The sequence below is a fragment of the Herbiconiux solani NBRC 106740 genome, assembly GCF_001571005.1.
GTDB classification, from domain to species: Bacteria; Actinomycetota; Actinomycetes; order Actinomycetales; family Microbacteriaceae; genus Herbiconiux; species Herbiconiux solani.
The window spans coordinates 153,390-175,235 of the sequence record NZ_BCST01000003.1 but is presented as its reverse complement, the minus strand read 5'-3'; the positions used below and the strand labels follow the sequence as shown (position 1 = coordinate 175,235).

At 68.5% G+C, this 21,846-nt stretch carries 13 protein-coding genes; 8 read left to right on the top strand and 5 right to left on the bottom strand.

Annotated elements, in window-relative coordinates:
• Positions 1-166: 166 nt before the first annotated feature.
• Together HSO01S_RS18280 and HSO01S_RS19305 are read right to left on the bottom strand one after the other, a co-directional pair.
• On the bottom strand, positions 167-5,320 hold the full coding sequence (locus tag HSO01S_RS18280) for a glycosyl hydrolase family 95 catalytic domain-containing protein (protein ID WP_084361395.1): 5,154 nt from the start codon (positions 5,318-5,320) through the stop codon (positions 167-169).
• A 109-nt stretch (positions 5,321-5,429) separates the two neighbouring features.
• Complete coding sequence (locus HSO01S_RS19305; protein WP_066039751.1) at positions 5,430-6,236, bottom strand: FadR/GntR family transcriptional regulator; 807 nt, start codon at positions 6,234-6,236, stop codon at positions 5,430-5,432.
• 264 nt (positions 6,237-6,500) lie between these two features.
• Here HSO01S_RS19305 and HSO01S_RS06405 point away from each other — a divergent pair, with 264 nt between their 5' ends.
• Both HSO01S_RS06405 and HSO01S_RS06400 read left to right on the top strand, forming a co-directional pair.
• Positions 6,501-7,334, top strand: coding sequence for an endonuclease/exonuclease/phosphatase family protein (locus HSO01S_RS06405; RefSeq protein WP_245635913.1), 834 nt, complete (start codon positions 6,501-6,503; stop codon positions 7,332-7,334).
• Positions 7,331-7,957: a DUF2238 domain-containing protein gene (locus tag HSO01S_RS06400; RefSeq protein WP_066039749.1), complete on the top strand. Its 627-nt coding sequence runs from the start codon at positions 7,331-7,333 to the stop codon at positions 7,955-7,957. The genes HSO01S_RS06405 and HSO01S_RS06400 overlap by 4 nt, the downstream gene beginning before the upstream one ends.
• Positions 7,958-7,993: 36 nt before the next feature.
• Here the strand turns inward: HSO01S_RS06400 and HSO01S_RS06395 are convergent, their stop codons facing one another.
• On the bottom strand, positions 7,994-9,253 hold the full coding sequence (locus HSO01S_RS06395; RefSeq protein ID WP_066039748.1) for an LCP family protein: 1,260 nt from the start codon (positions 9,251-9,253) through the stop codon (positions 7,994-7,996).
• 141 nt (positions 9,254-9,394) lie between these two features.
• On the bottom strand, positions 9,395-12,163 hold the full coding sequence (locus HSO01S_RS06390; RefSeq protein ID WP_084361394.1) for a cell wall-binding repeat-containing protein: 2,769 nt from the start codon (positions 12,161-12,163) through the stop codon (positions 9,395-9,397).
• A gap of 145 nt (positions 12,164-12,308) precedes the next feature.
• Here HSO01S_RS06390 and HSO01S_RS06385 point away from each other — a divergent pair, with 145 nt between their 5' ends.
• A complete protein-coding gene (locus HSO01S_RS06385; protein WP_084361393.1) occupies positions 12,309-13,748 on the top strand; it encodes a GH1 family beta-glucosidase in 1,440 nt (479 codons plus the stop codon).
• 6 nt (positions 13,749-13,754) lie between these two features.
• Here HSO01S_RS06385 and HSO01S_RS06380 read toward each other — a convergent pair whose 3' ends face one another.
• Positions 13,755-14,786, bottom strand: a complete 1,032-nt coding sequence (locus HSO01S_RS06380; RefSeq protein ID WP_066039746.1) for a LacI family DNA-binding transcriptional regulator — start codon at positions 14,784-14,786, stop codon at positions 13,755-13,757.
• Positions 14,787-14,900: 114 nt separating this feature from the next.
• Here HSO01S_RS06380 and HSO01S_RS06375 point away from each other — a divergent pair, with 114 nt between their 5' ends.
• The 5 genes from HSO01S_RS06375 to rhaI all read left to right on the top strand — a co-directional run bounded on the left by HSO01S_RS06375 (position 14,901) and on the right by rhaI (position 21,837).
• The gene (locus tag HSO01S_RS06375) at positions 14,901-16,202 is read left to right on the top strand and encodes an ABC transporter substrate-binding protein (protein WP_066039745.1); all 1,302 of its coding nucleotides are present in this window, start codon (positions 14,901-14,903) and stop codon (positions 16,200-16,202) included.
• A 71-nt stretch (positions 16,203-16,273) separates the two neighbouring features.
• The gene (locus HSO01S_RS06370; protein WP_066039744.1) at positions 16,274-17,161 is read left to right on the top strand and encodes a carbohydrate ABC transporter permease; all 888 of its coding nucleotides are present in this window, start codon (positions 16,274-16,276) and stop codon (positions 17,159-17,161) included.
• Entirely contained in the window at positions 17,158-18,042 is an 885-nt protein-coding gene (locus HSO01S_RS06365; protein ID WP_066039743.1) for a carbohydrate ABC transporter permease, read from the top strand. The genes HSO01S_RS06370 and HSO01S_RS06365 overlap by 4 nt, the downstream gene beginning before the upstream one ends.
• A complete protein-coding gene (locus tag HSO01S_RS06360; RefSeq protein WP_066039742.1) occupies positions 18,039-20,687 on the top strand; it encodes a glycoside hydrolase family 78 protein in 2,649 nt (882 codons plus the stop codon). The genes HSO01S_RS06365 and HSO01S_RS06360 overlap by 4 nt, the downstream gene beginning before the upstream one ends.
• A complete protein-coding gene (rhaI, locus tag HSO01S_RS06355) occupies positions 20,671-21,837 on the top strand; it encodes an L-rhamnose isomerase (protein WP_066039741.1) in 1,167 nt (388 codons plus the stop codon). Before HSO01S_RS06360 ends, rhaI begins: the two co-directional genes overlap by 17 nt.
• Positions 21,838-21,846 lie beyond the last annotated feature (9 nt).

Below are 21,846 nucleotides of genomic sequence, written 5' to 3'. Positions count from 1 at the left end.
GGGCGGAGGTGGGGGCTGGGGATGGGCTCGTGTCTTCGACCCTCATGTCCTCGACCCGTCAGGTGTGGTCGCCATTTCAGGGGATTAGCGGCAACAGGTGACGGGTCGAGGACAGTCGGGGGTGGGCCCGGGGTGGGGCGGGCCGAGGTGGCGGGCCCGAAGGGGGTCAGCCGAGGCGGCGACGGCGGAGGATGAGGAACAGGGTGCCTGCCGCGAGCAGGAGGGCCGCCAGGCCCGCCGCCGCGAAGGGGGCGGCTCCGGTGCCGGCCAGGTCGCCGTCGGGCGAACCCGAGCCGGAACCGGTGTTGGCGGCCGAGCCGGATCCGGAACCTGCGGACGAGTTCGAGCCGGTGCCCGCGCCGGAGCCGGAGCCCTGACCGCCGACGCCACTGCCTGTGCCGCCAGTTTCAGTGCCCGTGCCACCGGTGCCGGAGCCATCGCCGCCGCTACCGCCGTTCCCACCGGTACCGCCGCCTCCGCCGCCACCGGTACCTCCGTCGCCGCCACCGGGCGACGGGGCGACGAGGGTGATCGGGTTCCAGCCGATCAGGGCGCCGTCGCGGTCGAGTACCACGAGCCGGTGCTCGCCGAGCACCGCCGTCGGCAGCGTGACAAGGATGCCCCCGGTCGCGTCGACCCGGTGCCACCCGAGGTGGGCGGGCTCCGAGTGCAGCCACACCGACACCCAGTCCCCGACGCGGTCGGCCGGCAGGCCCACCGCGATCTCGGTTCCGGCGGTCGCCGTCGCCGGGCTCGTGATGCCGCCGCGCGACTCCTCGGTGAGCAGCGACTCGTCGACCGGGTCGCCGGCGGTCGCGGGCGGGTTGTCCTCGCCCGGGTCGGCCGGCGCCTCATAGGTGAAGACCACCGCGACCGAGTCGCCGTTCGGATGCACCACCACCACGGGCACCGCACCCGCCGTGCCCGCCGGCACAGCCGGGGTCGTGAAGCGCAGCTCGGTGTCGCTCACAACTTCGAACGCGGCCCCAGCGGCCCCAGCGACCCCAGCCGCCCCGCCGACCGTCACCCCGGTCGCCCCGAGCAACCCGGTACCCCGCAGCGTCACCCGAGTCCCGCCCGCGAGCGGCCCCGAGGCCGGTTCGATCGACGACACGACCGGCGCCACGGGCTCCGGCGTCTCCCCGAACGCGGTCTCCTGCCAGGTCGCGACCTCGGCCGCGGTGAGTGCGGTCGGGAAGATCGCGACCCGATCGACCGCGCCCTTCTGGGCCTGGCCACCGCCCTGGTCGGCGCCGAATCGCAGCGCCCGCTCGTTGCATCCGTCGATCGCGGTGAAGCCCGAGATGGTCCCGCCCTCGTGCGCCACACCGTCAACGTGGATGGTGACGGCGCCGCTCGACGCGATCACCACCGCGAGATTCACCCAGGCCCCGGTCGGCACGGCCACCGGAGTCGTCACCGGCTCGGCGCCCGCGGTGATGATGCGGATGCGGTCATCCGGCGTCACGTCGATCACGATGCCGTCCCAGTTCGTGGCCTCGGGCTGCGAATCGAACAGCCGGCGGTACGAGTTCTGGCCGGCGTCGATCCGCACCTCGGCCGCGAAGGTCGCCGAGGTGAGCCGGCCGAGCGAGGTCACCGGGCTGCCGACGAAGGTCTGCCCGTCCAGCGCCTGCGCCGATCCGGTCGGCCCCTCGGCCAGTACCCCGCCCGGCCCCGACACGGTCGGGGTGAGCGCGTGGCCGGAGGCATCCGTCAGCGGCTCCTCACCCAGATCCCAGGCGAGCAGCGTGCCCTCGGGGGCCGGGGTCGCGCACTGCTCGACACCGAAGGCCGCGTCCTGCCACGAGCGCACCTCCTCGGCATCCAGCGCGCGGGGGAAGACCGCGATCCGGTCGGCGAAACCGTGCTGCCGCTCGCCGCCCCCGCGGTTGGCCCCGACATGGAAGGTGCGCTCGGCGCACGCGTTCACCGCCTGGTACCCCGCGATGCTGGCGGTGGCCTTCGCCGTGCCGTCCACGTAGACGGTGAGCCCGCCGTCGGTGCCGATGGTCACCGCCAGGTCGACCCACGTCGCCGAGGGCAGCACGGCCGAGGTGACCGTGCCGACGCCCGCGGTGATGATCCGCACATTGTTCGACGGCGTCAGGTCGACGAGGATGCCCTCGGTGTCGCCCCCGACCGGCTGCGTGTCGAAGAGCCTCCGATAGCTCGGCTGGTCGGCGTCGATGAAGAATTCGCCGGCGAGCGTCGTCTCCTCGAGGTAGCCCAGCGAGACCGGCGAGGCACTGCGCACGTAGCCCGTGTCGTCGAGGCGCTGAGCGGATCCGGTGGGCCCGTCGGCGACGACCGGCGCGGTGCCGTCGACCATCGGCACGACGCCGTTGCCCGACGCATCCGTCAGCGGGCTCTCGCCGAGATCCCAGGCCAGCAGCGTCCCTTCGGCCGCCGGCACCGGGCAGGGCGTCGGCGCCTTGACGTTCAGCACTGCGGTCGACGAGACGGATGCCTCACCCGCGGTGAGCGTGGCCGTCACGGGAGACTGGCGCTGCGCGTTGCCCGCTCCGACCCGCACCCGGATCGTCTCGGTGCGGCTCTCACCGGCCGGGATGTCCGGCAGCGTCAGCGTGGCGGGCTCGGCCGACCAGGGCAGGATTCCCTCGGCAGTGTCGGCCGGGACCGTGATCGCGAGCGAGCCGCCGACGATCGGGTTGCGCCCCGTCGCCGAGACCTCCACCGTGGCCTCGACCGTCTCGCCCGAGGTCGCCGTCGCCGGTGCGGTGATGCGCACGGCGAGCTCGGCGGTGGCCTCGTAGCGCTGCCCCGCCTCGGCGGTGAAGGTGACCGCTCCGTCTGCCAGCGTGTACGGCACCGCATCGCCGGCCGCGTCGACGAGCTGGAAGAATCCGGGCGCGAACAGGGTGCTCGAGACCGTCACCGGTCCGGAGCGCGTGGGCGTCACGGCCAGGTCGCGGATGGCGCCGCCCTGCCAGGCCGCATCCACCTCGACGTCGCCGCGGGCCTTGAGGCCGCTGAACGAGCCGTCCGGCCAGGCGCTCGGGAGCGCGGGGAGCACGTCGATCGAGCCGGCGTGGCTCTGCAGCAGCATCTCGGCGATGCCGGAGGTCGCCCCGAAGTTGCCGTCGATCTGGAACGGCGGGTGGTCGTCCCACAGGTTGTCGAGAGTGGATGCCTTCAGCTGCTCGCTGAGCATCTTGTGCGAGCGGTCGCCGTCGAGCAGGCGGGCCCAGAAGTTGATCTTCCAGGCCTTGCTCCAGCCGGTGCCGCCGTCGCCGCGGTCGTTCAGCGAGACCTCGGCCGCTGCTGCGAGCTCCGGCGTGAGAGCCGGCGAGATCTGGGATCCCGGGTAGACGCCGAACAGGTGGCTGACGTGCCGGTGCTGGTTGCCCTGCTGGTCCCAGTCCGACTTCCACTCCTGCAGCTGACCCCAGGAGCCGACGCGGAGTCCGGGATCGAGGTCGGCGAGCGTCGCATCCAGCTCGCCCAGGAAGGCCGCATCCGTCTCGCCGAGGAGAGCAGAGGCCTCCTTGGTGTGCGTCAGCAGCTCGGAGACGATCTGCTGCGAGATCGAGGCGCCGGCCGAGAACTCGCCCTGCTCGGGGGAGTAGCTCGGCGAGACGACGAGGCTGCCGTCACGCGGGTCGACGATCAGGAAGTCGAACCAGAACTGCGCGAGCGACTTCATCGTCGGGTACGCGCGCTCCTGGAGGAACTGCTCGTCCTCGGTGAAGAGGTAGTGCTCGTAGTAGTGCTGGGCGAGCCAGGCGGCCGCATCCGGCTGCCAGAAGGAGTAGGGGTACTCGTGCAGGCCGGTGAAGCCGAACGGGTTGGTCTCGTTGCCGGTGACCCAGCCGCGGGCTCCGTACATCTCGCTCGCCGTGACGGTTCCGGGATCCACCATCGAGTCGACGTAGTCGAAGAACGGCCCGGTGGTCTCGCTCAGGTTGGTGGTCTCGGCGGGCCAGTAGTTCATCTGCAGGTTGATGTTGACGTGGTAGTCGGCGTCCCATGGCGGGTTGTTCGACCGGTTCCAGACGCCCTGCAGGTTCGCCGGCAGCGAGCCTTCGCGCGAGGAGGAGATGAGGAGGTAGCGGCCGTACTGGAAGAACAGGGCCTCGAGGGCGCGGGCGCTCTCGGGGTCGATGCTCGAGCGGTACTGCGCGAGCAGCTCGTCGGTGGGGATGTTCGGCAGGGCCGCGCCGAGGTCGAGCGCCGCGCGGTCGAACAGGCCGGTGTAGTCGGCGGTGTGGCGGGCGAGCAGCTGGCCGTAGCCCGCGTTGGCGGCGGCGTCGACGGCCGCCGTGACGGGCACGTGCGGGTCGATGCCGTTGCGGTAGTCGGTGTCGTACTCCATCGCGTAGTCGGTCGCCGCCGAGAAGACGACCATCGCCGAATCGGCGTTCGCCACCGTGACGGCCGCGCCCGACTCGGTGCGCGAGCCGCCCTCGGCCACGACCTGCGTCTGCGACTCGAAGCGCATCCCGTTGCCGGAGAGCGTGCCCTTCGTGGTGATGCGACCCGCGGCGGCGGTGTTGCTCACGCCGCTGCGGCCGTCGGGCAGGTCGACGTGGGTGGTGAAGCCGATGCGGCCGGGCTGGTCGGCGGTCAGGCGCACGACGATCACGTCGTCGGCTGCGCTGGCGAAGTACTCACGGGTGTAGGTGACGCCGCCCGAGGTGAAGGTCGTGGTGACGAGCGAGGTGGCGATGTCGAGCTGGCGGCGGTAGTCGGTGGCATCGGCGAGGCCTGCCATGTCGAGCTTGAGGTCGCCGTAGGTCTGGTACGAGCCGAAGTTCTTCTTGGGCGAGCCGAGCAGGTCGGCGACGACCTCGGGGGAGACGCCGCCGGTCGGCGAATCCTGGATCATCTGCTGCACGGCCTGCATGTCGGCGGGGGTGCGGTCGTCGGTCCAGTTGCCGTAGTCGTAGCCGCCGGCCGAGCCGGGCCCACCCGTCCAGAGGGTCTTCTCGTTCAGCTGGAGCTGCTCGCTCTGCACGCCGCCGTAGACCACGGCGCCCATCGCGCCATTGCCGATCGGCAGGGCGCGCTGCTCCCACTGGCGCTGCGCGTCGCCGTCGGTGGGGAGGGGTTCGTCGAACCAGATCAGGCCGGGCTGGCCGGGGATGCGGTCGACGTCGGGGGCGGGGGTGGGGGCGGGTGCGGCCGCCGCTGTGCTTGTGGTTGCGGCTGTGCCTGCGCTTGCGTCTCTGCCTGTGCCGACGGCGGATGCGGCGGCCGGGGCCGCCAGGGCTCCGGCGAGGAGGGCCGAGAGCGCGGCCCCCGAGATCAGGGTGGAGACGAGGCGCCGCCGTGGGCGCGCGTGCTCGGGAACGGTCATCGTCGGCCTCCGGGGCTGTCAGGACGTCATCGTCATGCACCGGGGCTCTGCTGAGACATCCGATGTCTAGCCCATGAAAGCAGGTGGAGTATGTTGTGTCAAGCAACAATCAAGTGGATGAGCGCCACTGCTCGAGCCACTTCTCGACCCCCGAGATGTGCGCGACCGAGAGTGCCTCGGCGAGCACGCCGTCGCCCGCGGCGAGGGCGTCGACGATGGCGCGGTGCTCATCCAGCGTGCGGGCGACCGCGTTCTCCTGGGTGAGGCCCCGCCAGATCCGGGCGCGGATCGTGCGGCCCGAGAGCGAATCGAGCACGGTGCTGAGGTAGGCGTTGCCGGCGGCGGCCGTGATGGTGGAGTGGAATTCGAGGTCGTGCGCGATCAGCGCGTCGACGGACATCGGATCTTCGGCGGTCGTGGTGGTCGCGGCCGTGTCGGCGCCGGTGGTGTCGTCGGCCGCCCCGCCCGGCTCGCCCCGTTCATCCGTCTCGCCCCGTTCATCCGACTCGCTCACGCCGGACAGGTCGGCCGGTGAGGTCTGAGGGATCGTGGCCCGCAGCGCCTCGACCGACTCGCGGGTCATCGCGGCCGCGGCCATCCGCGCCGCCGCCGGTTCGAGGATGCGCCGCACGGCGAACAGATCGAGCACCGTGTCGTCGTCGTGCAGGTCGACCACGAAGGTCATCGCCTCGAGCAGCAGCCGGGGCTCGAGGCTGGTGACGAAGGTGCCGTCCCCGCGCCGCACGTCGAGCACGCGGATCACCTCGAGCGCCTTGACGGCCTCGCGGAGCGAGTTGCGCGAGAGCCCGAGGCGCTCGCTCAGCTCCTTCTCGGGGGGCAGGCGGTCGCCGGGCCGCAGCTCTCCCGACAGGATCATGTCCTTGATCCTGAGGATCGCCTCGTCGGTCACCGCCATCCGCGCAGTGTAGCGCGCGACTGCGCGCCCCCGCCTCTCCGCGACCCGTCACAATCCGCCCTTCCCCTGGGGTTTTAGGGCGGTTACTGACGGCTCGCGGAGGGGCTGGGTGGGGTTTGAGGTGGGTTGGGGGGCGATGTCGTGTCGCGAGCCGTCACAAACCGCCCCTCCCATCAGGTTTTAGGGCGATAAGTGACGGCTCGCGGGCGTGGGTGGGGGGACCCGCGGGGTGGGGCGGGCGGGGCTCGGGCCTAGGCTCTGAGGGTGAAGGAAAAAGTGCTCATCGGGCAGGTCGCAGCACCGTTCCTGCATGTCATGACGTTCAACATCCGTCGCCGGATGCCCAAGGCCCTCCCGCCCTCGGCCGACCGCTGGGCCACCCGGCAGCCTGCGGTCGCCGAGCTGATCCGCTCCGAGCGCCCCACGCTGCTCGGCGTGCAGGAGGCCCTGCCTGGCCAGGCGCGCTTCGTCGCCCAGACCCTCGGCCGCGGCCACCGGCGCATCGGGCACGGTCGCAACGCCGACGGCCAGGGCGAGGGCACACCCCTCTACTTCGACACCGACCGCCTCCGGCTGCTGGAGTGGTCGCAACTCGCGCTGTCCGACACCCCCGACAAGCCCGGTTCGCGCGGCTGGGGCAACCTGACCCCGCGCGAGCTCGTCCGGGCCGAGTTCCGAGACCGGGCCACGGGCATCCGCTTTCTCGCGATCAACACGCACTTCGACAACTTCTCGCGTCGCGCGCGCGTCGCGGCGGCGGCGCAGGTGCGGCAGCTCGTCGCCGACTCGGGGCTGCCCGCGATCGTCACCGGTGACCTCAACACCGGCGACGGCACGACCGCGCTGGTCGAGCTCCTCCGCGACGGCGTGCTGGTGGATGCGTGGGGTGCGGCCGAGAAGCGCCTCACGCCCGAGTGGGGCACCTTCACGAACTACCGGGATCCGCAGCTCAAGCGCAAGCGCATCGACTGGATCGCCGTGACCCCCGGCGTCACCGTCGACCGCATCGGCATCGATCCGCGCCGGCCCGGCGGGGTCTGGGCCTCGGACCACCTGCCCGTGCAGGCGGTGGTGCGGCTGCCCGAGGTGGGCGCGTGATCGCCGAGTTCCTCCGCCCGCCCCGCGGTGCGGCCGAGATCGCGGCGGATGCGCTGCGCATCCTGGGTCTTGTCGGCGTGCTGGTCGCTGCGCTGTTGTTCAGTGCGACGGATGCCGGCATCCTCGCGTTCGTGCTGCCCGGCCTCCTGCTGCCGCGATTCCTCGGGATGCGCGCCGGCTTCGACATCGCGTACTGCCTCGCCCTGCAGGCGGCCGGCTGGAGCAACGTGCTCGACCTCTACACGCGGGTGACCTGGTGGGACATCCCGGTGCATCTGGTCTGCACGGGGATGATCGCGATCGTCGCGTATCTCTTCCTGGCCCGGCTGGGCGCAGTCGCCCGCCCGGGTGGCGCGGGGTTCACGGTGGCCGGCGGCATCCTCGTCACCACCGCCCTCGGGCTCGCGGTCAGCGCGCTCTGGGAGATGGTGGAGTGGATCGGCAAGACCTACGTGAGCTCGGCGATCTTCGTCGAGTACGACGACACGATCGGCGACATGGCGGTCGGCGGGCTCGGGGCGTTGTTGGCGGGGGTGCTGCTCGCGACGGTGCGGCTCGAGCGGGTGGGGGCGTTCGAACGAGTGGATGCGGGCGGCTCGGCCGAACCGGTCCGCCCAGTCTGATCCCGCGAAGGTCGAGCCCTCTCGCCGTGCCCCTGGTCAGTCCTCGAAGGGGCTGGCGCAGGTCTGCTCGGCCGCGGTCTGACCCTTGAGGCCCTCGATCACGTCGGGCGTCGCCGCCGAGTCGGTCGGGGCGTCGGACGCGGGAGGAGCGGCCGCTGTCCCGGTGGGGGTGCCCGCGTCGGTCGGGGTTCCGGCGTCCGGCGGCGTGCCCGCGTCGGTGGCGGGGCCCTCGACGGTCGAGCCGGTCGCCGTCGACGAGGTGTCGAGCGAGAACGGCTGGTCGGTGGCGATGCGTTCGAGCATCTCCGAGGCCAGGCTCTCGATGGGCTGCACCTGGTTGGGGTTCTCGACGTAGGCCGAGACCGGGTACGAGACGAAGACGACCTTCGAGAGGTCGATGTCCTTGAGCGCCAGTGCCAGGGAGACCAGGGTGTCGGCGCCCTTGAGGCTGGTCGACGGGGTGATGTTCTGGGCGACCGCCTGGGCCAGGCCGTAGACCTTGGTCGGGTCGGAGAGGGTGCTCGAGCTCTTGATCGTGCGCAGCAGCGACGAGAGGTACTGCTGCTGCGAGCCGATGCGGGCGAGGTCGCTGCCGTCGCCGACGCCGTGCCGGTTGCGGAGGAACGCGAGCGCGTCGGCTCCCTTCAGCACGTGGTGGCCGGGGGTGAGGAAGAGGCCGGTGAACTCGTCGCTCATCTCGCCGGTGACGCAGACGTCGACGCCGCCGACGGCGTTCGACATCTCGATCACGCCGTTGAACGAGGTCTCCATCGCGTACGGGATGTCGAGCCCCGTCAGCTCGCGCACGGTCGCGACGACGCAGCCGAGGCCGTTCTCGCCGCCCCGCTCCCACGCGGCGTTCAGGGGCTGGGCGGAGACCGCATCCGAGTTGTCGCACTCGGGCTGGGGGATGACGAGGTCGCGCGGCAGGCTCAGCACGACGGCGTTTCGGTGGTCGGCGGCGACGTGCACCAGGATGTTGACGTCGTTCAGCGTGCCCTCGCGCTCGCCGTACTCCTCGCCCTGCTTGTCGTCGTTGTCGCTGCCGACGATGAGCATGTTGAAGCCGCCCTCGATCGCGCCGAGGAAGGGCGGGGGCGGCGGAGGGGCGCTGCCGCCGATGTCGACGGCGGCCTCCTGGAAGGTGGTCGAGACGCTCCCCACGGCGTAGCCGACGACGCTGATGCCGGCGACCAGGAGCACCGAGACCGCGATGCCGAGGGACTTGAGTATGAGCCCGGCCCGCGAGGGGGTGGACTGCCGGCCGTGCCGCGCCTGATCCGCTGATCTGCTCATGCGGCCGTCGTTCCGTTCATCGGGGCCGACCTTAGCGGGCCAGGCTGAGAACCCGGCGCGCCGTGCTCGGGTTTTCCCGAGAACAGGTGAAGTGCCGGTGGCGGGTGAAAGCGTGCCCTTTACCCGCCACCGGCTTCCTCCCTAGTCGCAGGGCTGGAGAGCTCCTACCGCGGCGGAGAGTGTGTTCTCTCCACCGAGGAGTGTGATCCGTTCGGCACCGAGTGCCTTGATCTGCGCCAGGGTCTCGGCGGGAACGCACGTGCCGGGAACCGTGAACAACGGCGCGTTCCAGCGCGCCGCGAGTGCGGATCCGGACAGCGCGTCGGGGAACTTCTCGCCGGTCGCGATCACGACCCGGTCGGAGGCCGTGAAGTAGCTCGCGTTGATCGTTCGGGACGCTTCGTACCGGTCAGCTCCACCGAGCCGGGTCACGGTACTGATCGTTCCGGCGTCGGTCTCGATGCCCGGTGAGACGGAGGCGGGGCCGCCTGCGATCACCGTTCTCGTGACTCCGGCTGTCGTCAACAGGCCCTTCGTCGCCGCATCCAGCGCCGACGCCGAGCCGTCGACGAGGATGACCGGGCCAAGACCGTCGATCGCGGCGCCGGCGGAGAGCGCGTCCGGGAAGGTCGTACCCGTGGTCAGGACCGCGGTCTCGGCACCGTCGGGGAACGCGTACTTCGCGACGTTGCGTGACGCCTCGTAGCGGTCGACACCCCCGATCCGTGTCGTCTCGGCGATCGCGTTCAGCGAGTCCTCCACCGCCGGCGTCACCGAGTTGGGGCCGCCGACGATCACGATCTTCTTCGGAGCCAGGCGGCTGAGTTCGTCGGCCACCTCTGCGGGCAGCGTGTCCGTCGCCGTGAGGAGGATCGGGGCGTCGTCTCGTGCAGCTGCCGGGCCGGCCGAGAGGGCATCGGCGAAGACCTCGCCCGACACCACGAAGGCGGTGTCGGATCCGTCGGGGAACCCTGCCTGCGACATCTTCACAGAGGCGTCGTAGCGGTCGGACCCGCCGATCCGGTCGACCTCTGCAGGTGCGGGCGGGCCGCTGTATGCGAACACCTCGGCGACAGACCAGTAATTGCTGGGAGCGGTGGCCGTGAGCTCGATCCGGAGGTAGCGGGCATCCGTCGTGGTGAAGGCGATGTTGGTGAAACGCTTCGTGCCGCGTCCTGTGGCCACGGGCTCGCTCCACGTGGTGCCGTCGAGTGATGTGCTGACGCGATATCCGCGCGGCCAGTCGTTGGCGCTGGAACCGTTCTCGAGGTCCCCGCTGTCGAGAGTCACCTGGGCGATCGGCTGCACGGCTCCGGTGTCGACGGTGATGCTCTGGCCGGGGGTCTGGGGGCTGAAGTTGCGCCAGGCGGTGCTGTCGTCGTTGTCGAGCATCTGGCTGGAGCCCCAGTCCTGGGTGCTGGCGGTGGCGGTCCAGCCGGAGCGGTCGAGTGCCTGGTGCTGAGGCGTCCAGGTGTAGGTTCCCACCGTCGCCTCGGGGAGAGTGTCGGTCACCTGACCGTCGGGGGTGACGAGACGGAACTGCTGGCTGTAGTCGGTCTGGTTGTCGACGATCGCCACGAGCGTTCCGTCGGGATTGCGGAAGACGACGTTCGTGACGGTGCTGGTCGACCCATAGTCGCTCGACACGCGGACTGCGCCACGCTCCAGGAACCGCGAGAACTGCCCGTAGAGGTAGTAGTCGCGGTCGAGATACCAGGAATTCAGGTCGTCGTGCGGTGCGCCGATCTGCTGCGGGAACGAGTCCCCGTCGAGCGGGCCCTCGTTCGGGAGGCCGTCCTCATCGAGGAAGGTGAGCCAGTAGGTCCAGCTCGAGACATCGTTGCGGAACAGCTGGATCATCCGATCGATGCCCTTGACGTCGTAGTACGAGCGCTCCGTGAGCCGCACGGTGATGTCGGGGTACTGCGCCACCAGGGCAGCGGCCTGAGTCACGTCACCGTCGTCGTAGTCGTGCACGGCGACACCGTCGACCATCGGCCCCACGACAGGGTCGGCGAGGATGTTCGCGAACTGCGAGGTGGTCCACCAGTTGTCGTCCTGGATCCAGATCTCGGTGGAGAGCCCATGGGCGTCCAGCTCGCCCCGCAGGTAGGGGATGAAGTCGCGCTCCTGTTCCCAGGTCCACGACGCCGAGGGGTAGTCGGGAACGACCTGCGGCTCGTTGTTGACTGTGAGGGCCTTGATCGGGATGCCCTGCTCGGCATAGGCGGCGATGGCCATCCGGTAGTACTGCGCCAGTACGGGGTAGTACTCCGGCAGCACCGAGCCGCCGTTGTTGAGGCTCTGGTTGTCTTTCATCCACGCAGGAGGTGACCAGGCCGACGCGAAGAACTCCACGTGCGGGTTGATCTGGAGGGCCTGCTTGGCCACCGATACGATCTGCGAGTCGATGTCCTTCTGGATCGAGAAGTTCGCCAGCGTGGGGTCGGACTCCCCGGCGGGGACGTCGTCGTAGGTGTAGAACGCCTCGGAGCAGAAGTCCGGGCAGCCGAAGGCGAGTCGCATCAGGTCGTACCCGTTGCCCGATTCGGTGTTGAAGAGCGCGTTCATCACGGCGTCGCGATTCTCCGGCGAGAGCTGAGCGATGTTGTACACGCTCGACGACTCGAGCGAACCGCCGAGACCGTCGAGCGACTGGCCCGTCTCCGACGTGTTGACGCCGATGGTGGTGATGCCGCTGCTGTCGATCGGCGCGAAATCGAGCGCTGCGCCCGAGTCGAGCGTGAGCGATTCATCCGATGAGCTGTAGGTCGTCGAGACGACGGGTCCGTTCGATAACGTCGGCGCGGCCGCAGAGGCGGAAGTCGCCCCGAGCGACCCGGCGACGAGCACGAGAGCGGCCGTCGAGGCCACCAACGCAGTCGCGGTGAACTGTCTTCTGAGTGCCACTGATTCTCCTTCGAATGGGTGGGGAGACCGTGCTGCACCAGGCCTCCGACCCGCATCGGTGCGGGCGGTCCGACATTATTGAAGCGCTCCATTAAACACAAGGGATTCCTCGATATTCTTGAAGCGCTTCACAAGAAAGGACCGCATGACCGACCTCCACGACGGGCTTCCGCCTTTGAATCCGACGTCACCGCCGCCGCCGCGTCTGCCGAGAGGGTTCGTCTTCGGTGCTGCCACATCGGCGTACCAGATCGAAGGCGGAGCGAACGCGGACGGGAAGAGCGACTCCATCTGGGACGTGTTCTGTCGCCTCCCTGGTGCCGTGGCCGGCGGAGACTCCGGCGAGGTCGCGTGCGACCACTACCACCGGCTCGACGACGACCTGGCGACGATGAGTGCCCTAGGGCTGGATGCCTACCGCTTCTCGATCGCCTGGCCCCGGGTGATGCCCGATGGGCGAACACTCAACCCGAACGGGCTCGACTTCTACGAACGGCTCGTCGACGGGCTCCTCGAACGCGAGATCGACCCGTGGCCCACGCTGTACCACTGGGATCTGCCTCAGACGCTCCAGGACGAGGGCGGGTGGGCCGATCGCGGCATCGTAGAGCGCTTCAGTGACTACGCCGCCGCCGTCGACGACCGTCTCGGTGATCGCATCCATCGCTACACGACCTTCAACGAACCGTGGGTCGCGGCGTTCCTGGGTCATGCGGCCGGTGTTCACGCTCCCGGCCATCAGAACCCGTCGGAAGCCATCGCCGCCGGGCACCACATGCTGCTCGCCCATGGCACGGCCGTTGCCCGTCTGAGGGCGAGGGCCACGGCCCCCGAGCTGGGCATCACGCTGAACCTGTCGGTCATCGATCCGCTCACACCGGTCGACGAACCGGCGGCTCGGCTCATCGACGGCCAGATGAATCGCTTCTTCCTCGATCCGCTGTTCAACGGGGCGTATCCGGAGGATGTGAGAGAGGCGCTCTCTCCCTGGTGGCCCGATGGGCTCGTCCGCGCCGGCGACCTCGACCTCATCTCGGCTCGGCTCGACTTCTTCGGCGCCAACTACTACCGCGGTGAGGTCGTCTCGTTCACGCCACCGGATGCCGACGACACGATCCGGCCCGCCACCGACCGGCCCCCGGCGACTCCGTATCCGGCGAGTCGAGGCATCCATTTCCACACGGTGCTCCCGGAGCGCACAGCGCTGGGGTGGGTGGTGCAGCCAGAAGGACTGGAACGCCTTCTGCGACGATTGAGCGACGACTACACAGCCCGTCGCGGCACGCCGATCTACGTGACCGAGAACGGGGCTGCCTACCATGACGGGGTGGTCGCGGGGCGGGTGCATGACGCGGCCCGGGTGCGATTCATCGACGCTCATCTCCGCGCCGTGGCGGCCGCGGTCGACGGCGGAGTCGACGTTCGGGGGTACTTCTACTGGTCGCTGCTCGACAACTTCGAGTGGGACTGGGGCTACGGACAACGCTTCGGGATCGTCCACGTCGACTACGAGACGCAGAAACGGACGATCAAGGACAGCGGCTTGCACTACGCCCGCGTGATCGCGGAGCACCGGGCGACCTGAGCGGGGTCAGGGGCGGCGAGTGCTCGCTCGGACCACGAGTGAGGGCTGGAGCACGGAATGCACGTGCCGATGTGTCTCGGGGAAGCGGATCTCGTCGAGCAGGAGTTCGGCGGCGACGGCACCGATCTGCTCTCCCGGCTGATCGATCGTGGTGATCGGGATGAGACTGTCCCAGGCTGCGCGGTTGTTGTCGTAACCGGTGATGGCGATGTCCTCCGGGATGCGGATGGACGGGTCGGCCCCGAAGATCTGCACGAGTCCAAGGGCCAGCAGGTCGGCTGACGCGACGATCCCGTCAGGTCGATCGACCGACGCGCGCTGCGTCAGCTCGATGCCGAGCTCCCGCCCGTTCTCGGCCTGCACTTCGGGCGTACGAGCGAGTTCGAGAGTCGCGCCGGCGACCTCGGCCACGGCGCGCTCGACTCCTCGATAGCGATCGGCGATCGGAACGGCCTGGTCCGGGTCGCCGGCGAAGAGCAGTCGGCGCCGGCCGAGCCCGAGAAGGTGGCTGGCGGCGAGGTATCCACCGTGTTCGTTGTCGACGCTCACGGTGCAGGCGCCGACGATAGCGGCGTCGTTGAGGAAGACCAGCGGGGTGGCGTTGCTCGTCAGGAGCGTGGGGTCCGCGCCGGGAAGCGGCGCCAGCAGGATCCCGGCCATCCTCTCCTGCCGGAACAGATTGAGGTTCGCAGCTTGCTTGGATCGACGCATGTCGGTGTTGGCGAGCACGACGTTGATCCCCGACTCGGATGCCAGACGCTCGGCTCCGCGCGCCATGTCGACGAAGAAGGAGTTGCTGAGGTCGGCGATCACCATCCCGATGGTGTTGCTGGTGCCGGCAGCCAGGGCCCTCGCCGCGCGATTCGGCACGAACCCCAGCTCGTCGATGGCGAGCACGACCTTGTCGATCGTCTTCTGAGAAACCTTCTGAGGCTGGTTGAGGACATTCGACACGGTGCCGAGCGCCACACCGGCGCGCTTGGCGACGTCCTCCATTCGCACGGCGGCGTGCGACGCGACGTTCTCCGGTGTCGACATGATGCTCACCATTATGCGGGAGGGCCGGAAAAACATGCCAGTTGACGAATGCCCACTGCCATGCAACTATTTGGAGCGCTTCAATTCATCATTTCCCGGTTCAAGGAGGAACCCATGTTCCACAGCACATCCCGCGCTCGTCGCACCGTCCTCGTGGCCGCATCGGCCGCTGTCGTCGCCGTCGGCCTGGCGGCCTGTTCGTCTGGCGGGTCGGGTTCGAACAGCTCGGCGAGCGAGTTCACCTTCCTCGCCATCAACGAGAACACCACCATCCCCACGGTCTTGACCTCGCTCAGCGAGAACGAGTGCGCGGCTGAGAACACCGCCCTCCCCCTGAAGATCAACAAGCAGGCTCAGGCCTCGCTCGACCAGCAGCTCCAGCTGCTCGGTGGACAGAACGCCCTCCCGTCCGCCTTCGTGTCGCCGAACTCGCCAGACCTCCTGAAGGAGCTGAACGAGGCCGGCAAGGTGGCCGACTTCACCGGAACGGATGCCGAGAAGTCGATCGTCCCCGTGGCGCTCTCCGGTGTTCACACGCTCTACGACGACAAGACCCTCGTGCTCCCCACCGAGCTCAACATCGAAGGCATCTGGTACAACAAGGCACTGCTGACGCAGGCCGGTATCGCCGAGCCCGACTCGTGGGAGGCGCTCAACGACTCCTTCGGCACGCTCGCGGGCGCCGGCATCCAGCCGATCTCCGCCGCCGGCAAGGGAGGCGACGGCTGGGGCGTCACTCGCTGGGTGGGTGCTTACATCTACCGCACCCTCGGCCCTGACGCCTTGAAGAAGATCGCCGACGGATCCGCGAAGCTCACCGACCCCGAGTACGCCGAGGCTGCCGACACCATCGCCGGTCTGGGTTCGGCCGGCTACTTCGGCCCCTCGCCCAGCTCGATCGACTACGCCACGGCGCTCAACCAGTTCCTCACCGGCCAGGCTGCTTACTACTACATGGGTTCTTGGGCGGTTTCGGCCTTCAACGACGAGGCTCAGAACAAGATCGGAGCCGACAACATCGGCTTCCTCCCGTTCCCTGCCGTCAAGGGCGGTGCCGGATCGGCCGACCAGACTCCGGCGAACGTCGGCACCGACATCGCATTCTCGAAGGCTGCGTACGACGGCGACGAGAAGGTCAAGGCCTGGGCCGACTGCATCGCCGCGAACTACGGTGCCGCCGCACTTCGCGAGGGTCAGATCACCGGCTTCACCGTGAACGGCGATGTCGAGGTGCCGCCGCTGACCAAGCTCGTGCAGACCGAGATCGCCGACTCCGGTGAGACCGTGCAGTGGTTTGAGGCCCTCTTCGGTCCTGCCGCCACCACGGCCAGCCAGACCAACGGAGGCCCGCTGGGCTCCGGCCAGCTCTCGGGCTCCGACTTCATGAACACCGTTCAGTCGTCTCTCGGTAACTGACCTCCGTACCCATTCCATCCGGCCGTGGGCGGCTCGACCCCGCCCACGGCCTCTCTCTTCTCGAGGCTGACATGAAATCCGTTCTCAGCGACAAGCGTGCCATCGGGGTCCTGCTCGGGCCGGCCCTGCTGGTCTACACCCTGGTGATGCTGCTGCCGATGCTGTGGTCGCTGGGATACACGTTCTTCACCGGAAGCGTGCTCGGCGGATTCGACTTCGCCGGGTTCGACAACTTCGTGCGGTTCTGGAACGATCCGAACTCCGGCCCCGCGGTGCTGTTCACGATCAAGTACGCGCTGGTGGTCACCATCGGGCAGATCGTCTTCGGCTATCTGCTCGCGTTGCTCTATACGTTCTTCCTCAAACGGGCATCGAACGTGGTCCGGACCCTCGTGTTCTTCCCCGTCGTGCTGCCGACGGTGGCCGTGTCGCTGCTGTTCCAGAAGATGTTCGAGTTCGCACCCCAGACGGGACTCGTCAACTCGGTCCTCAACGGCTTCGGGATGGACTCCGTCGATTGGCTCGGCAATCCTGCGACCGCCTTCGTGGTGATCGCCGTGATGGACATCTGGCGGGCCATGGGCTTCTACGGCGTGCTGCTCTATACGGGTGTGATCGACATCCCGGACGACGTCATGGAGGCGGCGCGACTCGACGGTGCCGGCACGTTCAGCCTCATCCGTCGCATCGTGATCCCACTCTCCTGGCCCGTGATCATCGCGGCGGGCATCTTCAGCATCAACGGCACGCTCAAGGTCTTCGACTCGATCTACGCCCTCACCGGGGGCGGACCGGGCTCGGCCACGACTCCCCTGACCCTGTACATGTACCGCACGGCGTTCGCCGGAGGTGACTACGGCTACGGCTCCACCATCGCTCTCGTGCTGACCATCATGTGTCTGCTGGTCACCGTCGCCATCTTCCGCTCGACCGCGCGTAACTCCAAGGAGTTCTCATGACGAATACCGCACTCGCGTCCCCCCGGCCGCAGCCCGTGCGCCGACGACGGCGTACCCGGTCGGTGCTGGGGAAGATCCCCGGCTGGATCATCGTCGCCCTGCTGCTGATCGTGTTCGTCTACCCCCTCGTCTGGCTCGTGCTGGGTTCGCTCAAGACACAGGACGAGTTCCTCAACAACCCCACCTGGGCCCTCCCGGAGAACTGGCTCAACTTCTCCAACTACTCCGTCGCATGGGAGTCGACCGCGCACTACCTGCTCAACTCCGTGCTCGCCGTCTTCCCCTCGCTCGCGATCTGCCTGCTCATCGGAACGGCGGCCGGATTCGCGCTCGAGGTGATGGTGTTCAAGGGTCGCAGCACGTTGCTGCTGGTGTTCCTCGTGGGCATCATGATCCCGGGACAGATGATTCTGTTGCCGCTGTTCTCGGTGTACTTCAACATCGGGCTCAGCTCCACGCTGTGGCCGCTCATCATCACGTACACGGCCACGGCTCTGCCGTTGACGGTGTTCATGATGGCCACCTACTTCCGCAGCATCCCGCGGGAGGTGTTCGAGGCGTCGACGCTCGACGGCGCGAGCATCCTGCGTTCCTTCTTCTACGTCGCCCTGCCGATGATGCGCAATGCGATCTTCACGATCGCGCTGGTGCAGTTCTTCTTCCTCTGGAACGACCTCCTGATCGCCCTGACCTTCACCACCGACGACAGCCTCCGTACCGTTCAGGTGGGGTTGCTGAACTTCACCGGCCAATTCGGGGTGGTCGACTACGGTCCGACGTTCGCCGCGATCTGCATCAACGTGTTCATCATCCTCGCGCTCTACCTCGTGCTCAATCAGCGCGTGATGCGCGGACTCGCTGCCGGTGCGGTGAAGGGATGACCGTGGCCCATGACCTGACACCCCGTCCTGTCGATGTCCGATTCGAGCACCACGCTGACGGACGTCTCGGCATCGGTGAGGCCCGACCGCGGCTCTCCTGGCGATATCGGGAAGCGCCGCCCGGCTTCCGGCAGACGGCGGTCACGATCGAGATCTCGATCGATCAGCCCGGCCGGGATGCGGAAGTCTCCGAACAGCGAATCACGGGCGACGAGCAGATCCTCGTCGACTGGCCGGGACGCACGCTGGCTTCCCGCGAGCGGGTGCATGTGCGCGTGCGCAGCGAGTCGGAAACCGGAGTCAGCGACTGGAGCGATAGCGCGACGGTGGAACTGGGGCTGCTGGACGATCACGAGTGGGTCGGCAGCTTCGTCGGAGCGGCCTGGCCGGAGGAGCGTGACTCCGACCGGCGTCCCAGCCGGGTACGGGCCGAATTCACCGTTCCCTCCGACATCGTCCGAGCCCGTCTGTACGTCACCGCGCACGGGCTCGTGCAGGCCGAGGTCAACGGGGTCCGCGTCGGCGACGAAGAGCTGACACCGGGTTGGACCAGTTACCATCACCGTCTCCGCTACGCCACTTTCGATCTCGGCCCGCAGCTCCGGCCCGGGGCCAATGCGATCGGCTTCTGGCTCTCCGACGGATGGTGGCGCGATCGCATCGGCTTCGAGGGCGGCGTGCGCGATGTGTACGGCCATGACCAGTCGGTGCTCGCCCAGATCGAACTCACCCGTTCCGATGGGAGCGTCGTGGTCATCGGCAGCGACGCCGAGTGGTCGGCCGGGTTCGGGCCGATGATGCTCTCGAGTGTGTACGACGGCGAGCACGTCGACCTGCGCCAGGACGACGCGGGGTGGTCTCTGCCGGGTTGGAACGATCCCTCGTGGAGCCCGGTCGCGATCAGTGACCGGGGAACCGCGGCGCTCGTCGCCCCCACGGGGCCGCCGGTGCGCTGCGCCGGTGAACTGGTTCCCGTCGAGATCCTCGAAAAGGGTGACGGGCGTTGGCTGATCGATTTCGGCCAGAATCACTCCGGGCGGCTCCACGTCACCGGTAGCAGCGCCCGAGGTGCTTCGATCGTCCTGCGGCACGCCGAGGTGATCGAAGGCGGGGAGCTCTACACCCGCACGCTCCGGCAAGCGGCGGCGACCGACCAGGTGGAATTGCCTCCGGGCGACTTCTCCTGGGAGCCGCGGTTCGCCATCCACGGGTACCGCTACGCCGAGGTGACCGGCTGGGAAGGCGAGTTGAGAGCCGAGAACATCGTCTCGCGTGTCCTCCATACGGATATGGAGCGCATCGGCTGGTTCGAGAGCTCGAACCCAGCGGTGAACCGGCTCCACGAGAACATCCTCTGGAGCATGCGCTCGAACTTCGTGGACATCCCGATGGACTGTCCGCAACGTGACGAACGACTCGGCTGGACAGGCGATCTCCAGATCTTCGCCCCCACGGCGTCGTTCCTCTATTCGGCGACCGGGATGCTCTCGTCATGGCTGCAGGACGTCGCGGTGGAACAGACGGACCGGGGAACCGTGCCGTTCTACGTCCCCTACCTCCCGCTCGGTACCTGGCAGGACGCACCCGTCGACCCGGTCGCGGTCTGGGGAGACGTCGCCGTGCTCACTCCCGATGTGCTGCATGCTCGTACCGGAGACGTCGAACTGCTCCGCCGCCAGTATGCGAGTGCGAAAGCGTGGGTCGACGAGGTGCACTCGCGCGCCGGTGACGACCTCATCTGTCGTGACACCTTCCAGCTCGGAGACTGGCTCGACCCCGCTGCTCCGCCCGATGCGCCCGAGCGCGCGACGACCGATCCCTACCTCGTCGCGACCGCCTACTTCGCGCACTCCGCGCGTCGTCTCGGCGTCATCGCAGCAGCGATCGGTGCCGAACGGGATGCAGAGTCGTACCGCGAGTTGGGAGAGGCCGTCGAGGCCGCCTTCGCCTCGAGGTTCCTGACGCTCGATGGTCGGGCCGACGGTGACACCCAGGCGGCCTACGCGCTCGCCACGACCTTCCGGCTCTGGCCGACTCCGGAGGCCGAGCGGGCCGGCGCCGCCCGATTGGCCGAGCTCGTGCAGGCCGCAGAGGGACGGGTCGAGACCGGGTTCGCAGGAACGCCGGTCGTCTCCGACGCCCTCACGATCGGTGGCCAGGACGACGCCGCCTATAGTCTGCTGCTCTCGGAGGAGTGCCCGTCCTGGCTGTACATGGTGCGGATGGGCGCGACCACGATCTGGGAACGTTGGGACAGCATGCTCCCCGACGGGACGGTGAACCCCGGTGACATGACGTCCTTCAATCACTACGCCCTCGGCTCCGTGGGGGACTGGCTGCACCGTGTCGTGGCAGGGCTGGCTCCGGATGCACCGGGGTACCGCCGGATCCGGTTCGCCCCGCGTCCCGGGGGTGGCCTCCGATCGGCGGCCGCGCGTCACCTCACCCCGTACGGGGAAGCCGGCATCTCCTGGCGGGTGAGCGAGCAGGGCGTCGAAGTGACGTGCACGGTTCCCGTCGGCTCCACCGCCGAGTTGCACTTCCCCGGTGCCGCTCCCGTCGAGTTGGGGCACGGCACCCACGTGAGCGTCTTCCCGGACACTCTCATCCCTCGTGAAAGGACTTCCCATGGTGCAGTTCAGTGACATCGCCTCTGAGCTCGAGCGTCAAGCGATCGAGCTCCCGTCTTGGGCCTTCGGCAACTCGGGTACCCGCTTCAAGGTCTTCGGCACGCCGGGCACGCCCCGCACGCCGGAGGAGAAGATCGCGGATGCGGCGCAGGTGCATCAGTACACCGGCCTCGCGCCGAAGGTCGCCATCCACATCCCGTGGGACAAGGTCTCGGACTACAAGGCGCTCCGCTCGTACGCGAACGACCTCGGCGTCGACATCGGAACGGTGAACTCCAACACCTTCCAGGACGACGACTACAAGTTCGGGTCGCTGACCTCGTCGGACAAGGGCATCCGCCGTAAGGCGATCGATCACCACCTCGAGTGCATCGACGTCATGAACGAGACCGGATCGCAGGATCTGAAGATCTGGCTCGCCGACGGCACCAACTACCCGGGTCAGGGCGACATCCGGTCGCGGCAGGACTGGCTGGCCGAGTCGCTGCGCGAGATTTACGACGCGCTGAGCGAGTCGCAGCGTCTGGTGCTGGAGTACAAGTTCTTCGAGCCGGCTTTCTACCACACGGATGTCCCGGACTGGGGTACCTCCTACGCCCACGTCACGGCGCTCGGCGATCGGGCGTTCACCTGTCTGGACACCGGGCATCATGCTCCCGGAACGAACATCGAGTTCATCGTCGCGCAGTTGCTGCGTCTGGGGAAGCTGGGTTCGTTCGACTTCAACTCGCGGTTCTATGCCGATGACGACCTGATCGTGGGTTCGGCGGATCCGTTCCAGCTGTTCCGCATTCTGTTCGAGGTCGTGCGGGGTGGCGGCTATGACGTCGATTCGCCGGTCGCGTTCATGCTCGACCAGTGCCACAACGTCGAGGACAAGATCGTCGGCCAGATGCGCTCGGTGCTGAACGTGCAGGAGATGACGGCGCGTGCGCTGCTCGTCGACCGTGCGGCGCTGCTCGCCGCGCAGAACGAGAACGACGTGCTCGGGGCCAACGGCATCCTGATGGATGCGTTCTACACCGACGTGCGCCCCGCCCTGGCCTCCTGGCGCGAGTCGCGCGGTATCGCCGGTGACCCGATCGCGGCCTTCAAGGCATCGGGGTACCAGCAGAAGATCGTTGCCGACCGCGTCGGCGGCGCCCAGGCCAGCTGGGGCGCGTAGCGGGCTCGT